This is a genomic window from Rufibacter latericius (assembly GCF_003721515.1).
Taxonomy (GTDB): Bacteria; Bacteroidota; Bacteroidia; order Cytophagales; family Hymenobacteraceae; genus Nibribacter; species Nibribacter latericius.
Window position 1 is genome coordinate 680,043 of record NZ_RJJD01000001.1, and the last position, 12,463, is coordinate 692,505.

At 49.8% G+C, this 12,463-nt stretch carries 11 protein-coding genes; 8 read left to right on the forward strand and 3 right to left on the reverse strand.

The window, feature by feature from the left end:
• The first annotated feature begins 159 nt into the window (after positions 1–159).
• Positions 160–1,182: a LacI family DNA-binding transcriptional regulator gene (locus EFB08_RS02635; RefSeq protein ID WP_123125342.1), complete on the forward strand. Its 1,023-nt coding sequence runs from the start codon at positions 160–162 to the stop codon at positions 1,180–1,182.
• A 193-nt stretch (positions 1,183–1,375) separates the two neighbouring features.
• Here EFB08_RS02635 and EFB08_RS02640 read toward each other — a convergent pair whose 3' ends face one another.
• Together EFB08_RS02640 and EFB08_RS02645 are read right to left on the reverse strand one after the other, a co-directional pair.
• Positions 1,376–3,568, reverse strand: coding sequence for a PAS domain-containing sensor histidine kinase (locus EFB08_RS02640; protein ID WP_123125343.1), 2,193 nt, complete (start codon positions 3,566–3,568; stop codon positions 1,376–1,378).
• A 220-nt stretch (positions 3,569–3,788) separates the two neighbouring features.
• Positions 3,789–4,223 (reverse strand): hypothetical protein, encoded by a 435-nt coding sequence (locus tag EFB08_RS02645; RefSeq protein WP_123125344.1) that lies wholly within the window; start codon positions 4,221–4,223, stop codon positions 3,789–3,791.
• A gap of 651 nt (positions 4,224–4,874) precedes the next feature.
• Here EFB08_RS02645 and EFB08_RS02650 point away from each other — a divergent pair.
• From EFB08_RS02650 to phoU, 6 genes are all read left to right on the forward strand, one after another.
• Positions 4,875–6,062, forward strand: coding sequence for a porin (locus EFB08_RS02650; protein ID WP_227006182.1), 1,188 nt, complete (start codon positions 4,875–4,877; stop codon positions 6,060–6,062).
• Between the two features lie 28 nt (positions 6,063–6,090).
• Entirely contained in the window at positions 6,091–6,993 is a 903-nt protein-coding gene (locus EFB08_RS02655) for a phosphate ABC transporter substrate-binding protein (protein WP_227006183.1), read from the forward strand.
• A gap of 24 nt (positions 6,994–7,017) precedes the next feature.
• The gene (pstC, locus tag EFB08_RS02660) at positions 7,018–8,223 is read left to right on the forward strand and encodes a phosphate ABC transporter permease subunit PstC (RefSeq protein WP_123125346.1); all 1,206 of its coding nucleotides are present in this window, start codon (positions 7,018–7,020) and stop codon (positions 8,221–8,223) included.
• Positions 8,224–8,225: 2 nt separating this feature from the next.
• Positions 8,226–9,110 carry a phosphate ABC transporter permease PstA gene (gene pstA / locus EFB08_RS02665; protein ID WP_123125347.1) on the forward strand — a complete coding sequence of 295 codons (885 nt, stop codon included), beginning with the start codon at positions 8,226–8,228 and terminating at the stop codon, positions 9,108–9,110.
• A gap of 80 nt (positions 9,111–9,190) precedes the next feature.
• Positions 9,191–9,943, forward strand: coding sequence for a phosphate ABC transporter ATP-binding protein PstB (gene pstB, locus EFB08_RS02670; protein WP_123125348.1), 753 nt, complete (start codon positions 9,191–9,193; stop codon positions 9,941–9,943).
• Between the two features lie 131 nt (positions 9,944–10,074).
• Entirely contained in the window at positions 10,075–10,761 is a 687-nt protein-coding gene (phoU, locus tag EFB08_RS02675; protein ID WP_123125349.1) for a phosphate signaling complex protein PhoU, read from the forward strand.
• A gap of 221 nt (positions 10,762–10,982) precedes the next feature.
• On the opposite strand, the gene EFB08_RS02680 is transcribed toward phoU, so the two are convergent.
• The gene (locus EFB08_RS02680) at positions 10,983–11,168 is read right to left on the reverse strand and encodes a hypothetical protein (RefSeq protein ID WP_123125350.1); all 186 of its coding nucleotides are present in this window, start codon (positions 11,166–11,168) and stop codon (positions 10,983–10,985) included.
• 258 nt (positions 11,169–11,426) lie between these two features.
• Here EFB08_RS02680 and EFB08_RS02685 point away from each other — a divergent pair, with 258 nt between their 5' ends.
• Positions 11,427–12,386: a YheT family hydrolase gene (locus EFB08_RS02685; RefSeq protein ID WP_123125619.1), complete on the forward strand. Its 960-nt coding sequence runs from the start codon at positions 11,427–11,429 to the stop codon at positions 12,384–12,386.
• The last annotated feature ends 77 nt before the right edge of the window (positions 12,387–12,463 follow it).

Sequence of the window (12,463 nt, forward strand, 5' to 3'; positions counted from 1 at the left end):
ATATTTAATGTTAGCTTTAGATTGATTTAGGCATCTCTCCTTTAAACGGCCCAAAGCGCCTTGCCTGATTGACAATCGTAACGGTACCCTTACCTTGTTTGTCCCTTTCTGAATGAAGGCTTAAGTCTATAAAAAGGTGTCGTTCCAATAACCTAAAGAATGAAAAAAAGGCTCTCCATTAGAGACATCGCGCAACAGCTCAATATTTCTATTACCACGGTTTCTTTTATCCTCAATGGGAAAGCAAAGGAAAAACGCATCAGCGAACAGGTAACTGAACGGGTCCTGAAACTGGTGGAGGAGTTAGACTACAAACCCAACCAGATTGCTAGAAGCCTAAGAACCGGAAAATCTAAGATTATCTGCCTGATGGTGGAGAATATCTCCAACGAATTCTTCTCCTCCATTGCCCGCCATATTGAAGAAAACGCCTTTGAGCAGGGATATAAAATCATCTACTGCAGCACCGAAAACAAGCCGGAGAAAACCCGTGAACTGATCAAGATGTTCCGGGAAAGGAACATTGACGGGTATATCATTTCTCCGCCCGAAGGCATCAAGGAAGACATCCAATCTTTGCTGGAAGACAAATTGCCCGTAGTGCTCTTTGACCGACTCATCCCTGACCTTCCTACAAACTTTGTGATGATTGATAATTCCGATGCTACGTACAAGGCCATCCACCATCTAGTGGAACAGGGGCGCCAGAAGATTGCCTTTATTACCCTGGATTCTCGCCAGACCCAAATGAAAGACCGGCTGGAGGGATATAAAAAAGGCATTAAGGAACAAGACCTGAAACCCTATGTGCTGAAAGTAAACTACACCGACTCCTATGCCCAGCACGTAACCAGCATCGCTACGTTTCTGAAGAAGCACAAAGAAGTAGACGCCGTTTTGTTTTCAACGAACTACTTAGCCACCCGAGGTATCGAGGCCTTGAACACACTCAACCTGAAGATACCTTCTGATATAGGCGTCATTGCCTTCGATGACCTGGATTTCTTTAAACTCTATCAACCCACCATTACCGCCATTGCACAACCCGTGGAGGAAATGTCAAAGAAGCTGATTGAGATTATCTTAAAGAAACTGGAAGGAGGGCGAGAGGAAAGTGACCAAGAGGAAGTAGTTCTGCCCACTCAATTGATCGTGCGAAATTCGTCCCTCGCTCAGAAGTAGAATTTACCTATTCAAGGGGTTAGCACATATCTGATTAAAACCCCAACAGGTTGCTGCGGCATAAACACGCCTATTTTACCTAAAAACGCTTTCAACTCGGCGCGGAGTACATCCTCGTTTAAGGTTTGTTTTGAGGAAAAGTGCCTCAAAACAGCAACAGCAAAACAAAGGCTTTACTTCTCTAAAAACTTTCTTAGTGAGGCAGATAGAGCAAAAAGCTGGTACCTTCTCCTACCCGGCTGTTTACTTCTACGTGCCCGCCCATAGCATCTAAGTGACTCTTGATCAGGAAAAGCCCCATGCCTCTCCCCTCCTGTTTAGTGTGGAAACGCTTGTAAAGTTTGAAGACATTTTCTTTCGCTTTCCCCAAGTCAAAACCTAACCCGTTGTCAGTGAAGGAAAGGGTCACACCGTTTTCGGAGTATTCCAGGCACTTGATTTTGATCTCGAGTTTCCGTTCGTCTGACCGATACTTAAGGGAATTGGAAAGCAGGTTGTAGAAAATACTGTACAGGTACGCCTTATTGGCTTTAACAGATAAATCTTCGTTTAAATCAACCGCTACGGTTGCGCCGGAATGGGCAAGTGGTTCTTTGAAAGAAGAAAGTGCTTGGTCAATGACATCCGGAACGTTCACCTGCTCCAACTCAAGGTTGCCTTTGCTGTCCCGGATGCCCAGAATGGTATTCACGTCTTTCAGGACGGCATCTAATTTCAAAATGCTTTGCCGCAGGAACTGGATGGATTTCTGGAACATTTCGGAGTGGTTCTGCATGTCCAGGAGCAAGTCTACCAGACCCAGGGCGTTGGCTACGGGTCCGCGCAGGTTGTGGGAGATGATATAGGAGAATTGCTGCAGATCGCTCTTTTGCTTGTAGAGGTCGTTGGCTAGTTGGGCTAACTCCAGTTCAGAGTTCTTCAGGGCGGAGATGTCGGTCTGTACCACCACGAAACGGGCTAATGCATTATTCCCGTCGAAAACCGGGCTTATCTCTACACTGACCCATAAGCCCTCCCCGTCTTTTTTGCGGTTCAACACTTCAAATGACAGGGATTCTCCCTTGTGGAGTTTTTCTTCAATAGGCTTATAGATAGATTGGTCTGCCTTTGGGTGGTGCAGCAACTCTGAGGGCCTTTTCCCGATGGCCTCTTCCAGGTGGTAGCCGTGCAGCCGCGTGAACCCCTCGTTCACCCACTCAATGATTCCGTTTCTGTCAATAATGAGTACCCCATTGTTTGACTTGCTGGCTACCAGTGACAGCTTCTCCAACTCCTGTTGCGCCTGTACCTTGTCGGTGACATCGTCAAAATAGATGGAGAGACCCTCCTCCGAAGGATAGGCTTTTACCTGAAACCATTTCCCGTGGCCTTTTAGATAGGTGGTAAACGTGACCGTCTTGCCGGTCTCAAACGCCCGATGGTAGTGGATGTAAGAGTCCCCACCTACCTCTTCGGGGAAAAGATCCCAAATATTCACCCCCAAGTCCTGATTTCCGGAAAAGGGAAGCAGGCGCTGGGCCTCTTTGTTCAAGTACGTGATGGTCCAGTCTCTGCTAATCGTCATAAAGGCATCGGTGATGCTTTCCAGGATAGCATTGAGTTTCTGGGCTTGCCTCTGAATGGTTTCGTGGGCCAGTACCGTTTCCGTGATGTCCTTGCAGATGGTCTGCGCCCCAATCACCTCTCCGTTCACATACACCGGGTACTTGATGGTGTCAAAAACCCTTCTTTGGTTCTGAATGCACAGTTCAACCGTTCTTCTGACGGTGTGGCCCTGTAAAACGTCTCGCAAGGCAGCCTCTGCGATAGAAACAAGGTCGGGTGGCATAAAGGAAGAGCCGCTTCGGGAGAGGGCTTCTTCGCTGGTAAGTCCCCAAAGCTGGCAAAAGCTGTCGTTCACCTCCGTTACCATTCCTTCGTGGTTTTCCAGGAACACCACATCTGGGTTGTTCTGAAAAAGGGCTTTGTACCTTTGCTCACTTTCTTCTACCCGGCGCCGGCCTACCTGTAGTTCGGTGATATCACGGGCTACGCAGTACAGCAGGCCCTCTTCCTCAGACCAGGCCGCTGACCATAGAATAGGAACCGTTTTGCCGTTCTTATGGAGAAGCTGGTTCTCAAAATTCCCTTCTTTTAATCCGCTGGAGGCCACCTGAATGGCGCGGTGGGTTCGGTCCAAGTCCTCGGGGTGCAGCACTTCGGTGAAATGACGCCCTATCAGTTCTTTGCTCTCATACCCCAGCATGTCGGCGCTGGCTTCACTGACATAGGTGTAAACCCCGTCAGCGTTCAGGGTGCAGATCATGTCCAGGGAGATCTGCGCCAGTTTCTCCCACTTGATCTCACTTCCCTCGGCCGGACCTACAGGTATCGTCGTATTGGTCACGCGTTTCTATCTATCTTAAAAATACCGGAACCCGAACAAACCTGATGGACGGTTATCCCCACTTCTCTTTTCCAGGGGCATAGGAAGCCTTTCCGGATATAAGATATTTTATATAACTTCTATGAAGACCAAATATACACTTATTGGGGATTTCTCTTGAGCCCGGACGCAGCTTTTAGGCGATTTCTAAGAAAACGCCTCTAAAATGCCTCCGGTTTGTTTAGGCGGCTTCTACGGTTTCTTTGGCGTGCACGGTTTTGGATTGGGCAGAGAGCAACCACCTTTCGGCGGCCAACTGGCTTTCGAAAATGCCAACTTTCACATTCTCTACATCTAGCCGGTGCACGTAGTCAGGGGATAAGTTGCTTTTAGGGGGCTTCACCCAGGCAAAGTACGCGCAGGTGGTTTTATCTAACTCCAGAAAACCCACGGTGGCGGCCCAGATGGCCGTTGCCTTCCAATGGGAGGTAACATTGGCGTTACTGTTCAGGATCATGTTGCATTTCTCCTGCTTGAGCATGCTCAGCAGATGTTGGCAGCCATCCATGACGTTTTGTTTGGTGATATCTCCCCACCAATCTACGTGAAGGATATCTGTCTCCGTATTCACCCAGATGGTCACGTAAGGCTCTATTAACAAGATGGTTCTCCCCATAGCAGCAATTGGTTAACGTATTATTTTACCTTTAAAAAATATCATTAAATATAGGCTTAATTATTTCACCCCTCAAAATTTATTTTACGCTTTCTCTTCTCTTCCGGATATTTTTATCTGCCTGGCTTCCTTGCACTTATTTTGAAGCTGTTTTCCTGAAAACACCCCTAAAGCATTCCTACAAATAATCTGTTTAAGCTTAAGGTTTCCGGCGAAAAGGGATTTCTGAAAAGGCTGATGAAAGAGACTCTCTGAAAAAAGGTTTACCGGAAAATGCCGGCGATTCCATGCTTATAGAAAATCTTAAGAAGAGCCCTTCTTAACAATTAGATAACATAGCATTAATATTCAGGCAATACCCCCGCTCTACTTTTGCAGCAGGAAAAGGCAAATGCGTTCGGCTGCCAGACTTACGCTTAGACGCTTTGCCTTTTTTGGGGACAGAAGGAAACCACCGCTTGACCGCCATGACCACCTGATATCCTCACGCTACTCCTGTTTTCTGACTAAATCCAGGAAAAGTGCCTGTTTTCACAAGAAGAACTTTATCTATTTCACTTTTTGCTTATGTTCTCACCCATAAACAAAAAAGTAACAAGGGCTTATTTCAAAAAGATAAGCGCAATTGCTGCTTTTATTTTCTCTGCTTCTATGGCACAGGCGCAGGTAACGGTCACCTCTGCTCAGGATTCAGTGATTGCGCAACCTAAAAAAACCGAAGCTCCCAAATCGCACTGGTATGACAAGATATCGCTGCGGGGCTACGTACAGGTTCGGTATAACCGCCTGCTGGAAACCAGCCCAACCCTCCGGACCGATTATGATAAATCTGTAGGCGACAAAGGTGGATTCCTGATCAGACGAGCCCGACTGGTGTTCAGCGGAAACGTGCACGAGCGCGTGTACATCTACATTCAGCCAGACCTGGCCTCTACGCCTAGCGGAAGCTCAACCATTCATTTCGCCCAACTTCGTGACGCCTACGCAGACGTTTCACTGGACAAAAAGAAGGAATACCGCATTAGAATTGGCCAAAGCAAAATCCCGTACGGTTTCGAGAACATGCAGTCCAGCCAGAACCGCCTCACCCTGGACCGGAACGATGCCTTGAACAGTGCCTTGCCCAATGAGCGTGATTTGGGTGTGATGTTCTACTGGGCACCGGAGCACATCCGGAAAAGATTCAGTGAACTGGCCAACAGCCGCCTCAAAGGCTCCGGTGATTACGGCGTATTCGGTTTGGGCGTGTACAACGGCCAAACCGCCAACCGGGCAGAAGCCAACAACAACCAGCACGTGGTAGCCCGGGTTTCTTACCCGTTTGCCTTCAAGAACGGCCAGATTATAGAACCCGGCCTTCAGGCTTACACTGGTCTGTATACCGTTACTTCTGATCAGTTGAGCAGCGCCGAAGTGAAAGGCGGAGACTTCTCTGATCACCGCGTAGCCGCCAGTGTGGTGGTTTATCCGCAGCCCTTCGGGTTCCAGGCGGAGTACAACGTGGGCAAGGGCCCAGAGTTTGATCCCGCTACCTACAGCATCCAGACCAAGTCTTTGCAGGGGGGGTACGCCCAGGCCATGTATGCCTTTACCTTAGGAGAGCAGAACTTCATCCCGTTTGTGAAAGCCCAGTTCTACGAAGGCGGCAAGAAAGCTGAAACAGACGCCCGCTTCAGCAAGGTCTATGAGACTGAGATCGGGGTGGAATGGCAGCCGGTTCCCAACTTTGAACTGGCCACCCAATATACCATCACCGACCGCACCACCAAAGACGGCAAAAACCTGAACAACCGCCAGCACGGGCAACTCTTACGGGTACAGGCACAACTCAACTTTTAATGCCTTTTGGCGAAAACGACGTAAAAACATGAAAACCAACACCATGAGATCCATCAAAACCCAGGTAAGCGGCTTATTGGTAGCTACCCTACTGTTGGGTGCCTGCGGAAAAGGCGGCGATGCCAAAACAGAGAATGTAGAAGCAGATAAATCTACTTCAAGCGCTACTTCCATCACCATCAAAGGAAGTGACACGGTTCTTCCGTTGGCCCAGCAGGAAGCAGAGAAATTCATGGGTAAAAACGCGGGTGCTTCCATCACCGTAGTGGGCGGCGGAACCGGCGTAGGTCTGTCTGCCATGCAAGAAGGCACCACTGACATCGCGATGGCTTCCCGCGGACTGAAAACTGAGGAGAAACTGAAACTGAAAGGCGCTAAGAAAGACGTGAAAGAAGCCCTGATTGCTTATGACGCGCTTTCGGTAATTGTGCACCCCAGCAACAAGGTAAACCAACTCACCCGCGAGCAACTGGAAAGCATCTTCACCGGCAAAATCACCAACTGGAAAGAAGTGGGCGGCGCCGATGAGAAAATTGTGGCCTATTCCCGCGAGACTAGCTCCGGAACCTATGAGTTCTTCAAAGAGCACGTGCTGGACAAAAAGAACTATGCCAACGGAATCCTCATGATGCCCGCCACTGGTTCCATCGTGCAATCCGTGAGCCAGACTACCGGCGCCATTGGGTACATTGGGTTGGCGTATGAAACCAAGGAAGTAAAATCCCTGGGTGTGTCGTATGACCAAGGCAAGACCTTTGTGGCCCCAAGCATGGAAACGGCCAAAAACAAGAGCTACCCTATCTCCCGTCCGCTTTACTTCTTCTATGACGCCACCTCAGAAGCTAAGGTAAAACCCTTCGTGGACTACGTGCTATCCGCCGAAGGCCAGCAAATGGTCCAGGAGATTGGCTACATTCCGTTGAGCAAATAATTTTCACTGCTTAGTTACACGACCTTGAAACGGTACTTCCACAACCTGGGTGAACGTGTCATTGAAGGATTGATTCTGATCAGCGGTACGGTGACCAGCATTACCGTACTGCTGATAGTTTTCTTTCTCTTCAAAGAAGGCCTGGGTATTTTCAGCCAGACTCCGGTAGCGGAAGGGTCCGTGATTTCCGTGCACCCCAATAACCCGGTCAAAGAGCTTTCCGCGGCCGAAGTGAAGGATATCTTTGACCAGAAGATCACCAACTGGAAAAAGGTGGGGGGAACAAATGCGCCCATCAAGCTTTTTGAGGTAGACGACATCACCGACTATTATACCGAGGAGCAGATTGGGGCCAACTTTGAATACCTGCCCCAGCGCATTAATGAACTGGTGATCAAAGACCCCAATATCCTAGCCTTTTTTCCGGAAGAATACCTGGCTCCTGATTTTAAGGGAAAACGGATAGAATTGGCCAAAATCTCGCTAGGAAGTTTCCTGGGCGGCCGCGAGTGGTACCCTACCATTCAACCGGCAGTGCAGATGGGCGTTCTGTCACTTATCCTGGGCACACTTTGGGTTAGCTTGGGCGCCATTCTGATTGCCCTTCCCTTGGGTTTGGCAACTGCCATTTACCTGGCCGAGATCGCCAACCCTAAAATCCGAAACATTCTAAAACCGGTGATAGAATTGCTCGCGGGTATTCCGTCGGTAGTTTATGGGTTCTTCGGGTTGGTGGTGATTGTGCCTTTGATTCAGGATGTTTTTGGATTGCCGGTAGGGGAAACAGCCTTGGCTGGTAGCATCATCCTGGGCATTATGGCGCTTCCTACCATTATCTCGGTGTCTGAGGATGCCATGCGCACCACGCCGCGGGCCATGAAAGAAGCTAGCCTTGCTTTGGGCGCGAACAAATGGCAAACCATTTACAAAGTCATCATTCCGTACTCCATGTCGGGAATTTCTACGGCGGCTATCTTAGGAATGGGTCGCGCCATTGGCGAGACCATGGCCGTGCTGATGGTGACGGGTAACGCCTCGGTGATTCCTCATACGTTTCTGGAACCGGTACGCACCATTCCGGCCACCATTGCCGCTGAGTTGGGCGAGGCTCCGCAAGGAGGCATCCACTATCAGGCACTCTTCGCGTTGGGCTGTATCCTGTTCCTGATGACGCTGGCCATTAACCTGACCGTGGATTTTGTATCGGCTAAACGAAAAGAGAACAGATAATCATGGCTTTCGGAACTACCTCATCTTCGCATAAAAGCAAGAAGCTTACCCAAAGCATTGCCTTCTCCGTTTTCCGGCTGCTCAGTTTCTCGGTAGTCGCCATACTGATTGTGATTCTGGGCTTTATCCTCATCCAGGGCATTTCCGTGATCAGTTGGGAGTTCCTTACCGAAATGCCCCGGGCAGGCATGACCGAGGGCGGGATTCTGCCGGCCATTGTGGGTACGCTCTGTTTGGTGGTAGGCAGCATGTTGTTTGCGTTTCCCATTGGTATCTTATCGGGTATTTACATCAACGAGTACGCCAAAGACAGCTGGTTTAAGCGGTTCATCAAACTTATGACGAATAACCTGGCCGGGGTTCCGTCTATTGTGTTCGGGTTGTTTGGGATGACCTTGTTCGTGAACCAGTTCGGGTTTGGGGACTCTATCCTGGCGGGTTCGCTTACGCTGGGGCTGCTGGCCTTGCCCGTGGTCATCAGAACCACCGAAGAAGCCCTGAAAGCCATTGATGATTCGTTCCGGATCGGGTCGCTGGCGCTGGGGGCCACCAAATGGCAGACCACCAGCCGGGTGGTGTTGCCCATGGCGTTCCCCAACATCATCACCGGCTTGATCCTTTCCATCGGAAGGGTGTCTGGCGAAACGGCTCCCATTTTGTTCACGGTTGCGGCGTATTTCCTGCCCAAGTTGCCCAACAGCATTTTTGACCAGGTTATGGCGTTGCCGTACCATTTGTACGTAATCTCCACCAGCGGCACCAACATTGAGGCCTCGCGCGCCATGGCCTACGGCACGGCTTTCGTGCTGATCATGATTGTGCTGCTGGCGAACCTATTGGCCAACTGGCTGCGCCGATACTTCGGCAAAAAAGTAAAAATGAATTGATTCCGTTTTTAGCGTAAATTCCAGAAAACAGCCTTAAAGCCAGTGGCTTATTTCTTTCCCGCTGCCTCCTATAGTTTGATATGAATAGTGTAGAAACCAAAGACGTTCACCTTTATTACGGCGATTTTCATGCGCTCAAAGGAATTACCATGGCCATGAAAAAGAACCAGGTAACGGCTTTCATTGGCCCCTCGGGCTGCGGCAAGTCTACGTACCTGCGCTGCTTCAACCGCATGAACGACCTCATTGACGGCGTGAAGATTGAGGGCGACATCCTCATTGACGGGGTAGACATTTACAAAACCAACATCCAGGTAGATGATCTGCGCAAGCATGTGGGCATGGTGTTCCAGAAACCGAATCCCTTCCCTAAGTCCATCTTTGAGAACGTAGCCTATGGGTTGCGGGTGAACGGCACCAAAGACAAGCAGTTCATTGAGGAGCGTGTGGAACGTTCTCTCAAGCAGGCTAACCTCTGGGAAGAGGTGAAGGACAAGCTCAAGAAAAGCGCTTTTGAGCTTTCCGGTGGCCAGCAGCAGCGCCTTTGTATTGCCCGGGCGCTGGCCATTGAACCATCGGTGGTGTTGATGGACGAACCTACTTCGGCATTGGACCCGCTGTCTACCGCTAAGACCGAGGAACTCATCCATCAGCTCAAGGAGAACTACACCATCGTGATTGTGACGCACAACATGCAGCAGGCCGGTAGGGTAAGCGATTACACGGCGTTCTTCTACCTGGGCGAGTTGGTGGAGTACGCAAAGACCAAAACCCTGTTCACCAACCCCAAAGACCAGCGCACGCAGAACTATATCACGGGCCGTTTTGGGTGATGGGGAAGAATTAAAACCCGAGTACGTTTCAGGGGTATTTTAGGCAAAAGGGCCTTAAAGCACCCACCCGATGCGCATCGGGGAAAACCTTCTTTTCAAGTATCTTCCTTTAGCAGAACCAGGTTATACCTATGAATCAATTAGACAAAGAACTTCTCCGGATCAAAACCAAAGTAGAGGAGATGTGGGATTTGGTGGACTTCCAGTTGACGGCTGGACGGGAGGCGCTGCTTACCTCCAATCCGGATTTGGCCAAAAAGGTGATCAAGAGCGGAAAAAAAGTGAACGCCTATGACATCAAGATAGACCGCATGTGCGAGAACATCTTCGCGCTGTTTAACCCGGTGGCTGTGGATCTGCGTTGGGTGCTGGCCATTCTCAAGATCAATTCCAACTTGGAGCGCATAGGCGACTATGCCGAGAGCATCGCCCATATGCTCAAAGAAGCGAACCCGCCCATTGAACCTACTTTATTGGCCGATAGCCGGTTCCTGGAAATGTTCGAAGCGTCGGAAACCATGCTCAAAAACGTGCGGATCGCTTTTCTGGAGGAAAACACCGAGCTGGCCCGCCAAGTGATCAAGCAGGACAAACTCCTGAACAAGATCCACGGGAAAACAGACAAGGTCCTGATGCGGTACTTCCAGACCCATCCAGACAATATTTTCCAAAGCCTGAAAGTGTCGGGGATTATCCGGAAACTGGAACGGATTGGGGACCATACCACCAACATTGCCGAGGAGATTGTCTTCTACGTAGATGCCAAGGTGGTGAAGCATCAGCAGAAAAAGAAGAAAAACAAAGGCTCAGAGGATTAAGGCCGGGGCAAGCGAAGAGGCTCTGACCGGTATTCTGGTAAGCCAGGGTTTGCTTTTAGGCCTCTTTTCTGAAAACAGGCTCTAAACATGGTTTTTCAGGCCCGAAGAGCCAGATGTACTTTTAAGGCTTTGCAGCAGACGGAAGACCCGGGAATGCCTTGTTTTTCTGTATCGATTCGTGCTAAACGAAGCAGATAAAGGAGAAAACAGGTAGAGGGGTTTTAGGCGAGGGAGACCTTTTCCAACACCAAATCAAATCCCAACTGCTGCCGGTAAAGGGCTTTCAAGAACTCCAGCTTGGCACTGGCAAGTTGGATCATTTGATCCGGCGTGATATATCCCTGGGCTTGCTCATCCAGAAGTGGACTTTGAGGAGTTATATTTTCGATTAAGTTGGTCAGCTGCATCTTGGTATACAGTTTGGGGGTGAATGGGGTAAACGAGATAATAACAATACAAAAATAGAGGCTTATTTTCGCCTATCAGTACCTTTTAGCCCTACTCCTCTTTGTTCACGGTGAACATGCAGAAAAAACCGATGAATAAGTAAATTACAATTTAGGGTTATAATTCTTGTCTATTTTTCAAATTGTACGTTTGCGACCCCTCTTTAATTGCCGTAATTTTGCAGACCTCGGCCACGTATTTTGCTGGGGCTGAACCTTATGCCGCTTCTTTCCTCCCGCTTCCATAAACGACCTCGCTACCTTTTCAACGGGCATCTACAGACCATTCTGCCCAGCACCCTGCGTAAACTGCCGCCGGTCACGTATTCGCGGGAAAGGATTGTGACCCCAGACCAGGACTTTCTGGACCTTGACTGGTCTAAAACCGGGTCTGATACCTTGGTGGTGTTGTCGCATGGGCTGGAAGGTGATACCAACCGGCCGTACATGAAGGGGATGGTGCGGGCCATGAACCTAGCTGGCTGGGACGCCCTTGCCTGGAACTTCAGGAGCTGCAGCGGCGAGCCCAACCACCTATTGCGGTCTTACCACATGGGCGCCGTGGAAGATTTGGATTTGGTGGTGCGCCACGCCTTGAAAATGGGCTATAAAACCCTTTACCTGGTGGGTTTCAGCATGGGCGGCAACCTGACCCTCAATTACCTGGCGCAATGGGTAGAAAAAGTGCCGGCGCAGGTTGCCCGGGCAGCGGTGTTCTCAGTGCCCTGCCACATGAAAAGCGCCTGCGTGCAGTTGGCCAAGCCCGCTAACCGTATTTACATGCGGCGTTTTTTGCGGTCGTTGCACGAGAAGCTGAAAGAAAAAGCCCAACGTTTTGACCTGGACCTCACCGACTACGAGAAGATCACCACCTTTGAGCAGTTCGATGACCGCTACACCGCACCTCTCCACGGCTTTGAAAACGCCGCCGACTACTACGAGCGATGCAGTTCGGTAGCTCATCTTCATCGTATCAAAGTGCCTACGTTGCTGGTGAACGCCCTTAACGATCCCTTTCTCTCCAAGGAGTGTTTTCCCGTGGAACAGGCCCAGCAGAACCCAAACTTCTACCTGGAGATGCCCAAAGACGGCGGACACGTGGGTTTCACCGAGGATTTCCGGAAAGGCCTTTATTACTCAGAGCGGAGAGCCGTGGAGTTTCTGCAAGGCAAGCTGTAGGCGTTTCTGGGCCCTTCTTTTGAAATCGGCTTAAAAGCTCCAGCTGCGCTTTACTTCATTAAAAAAAATTTTTACTC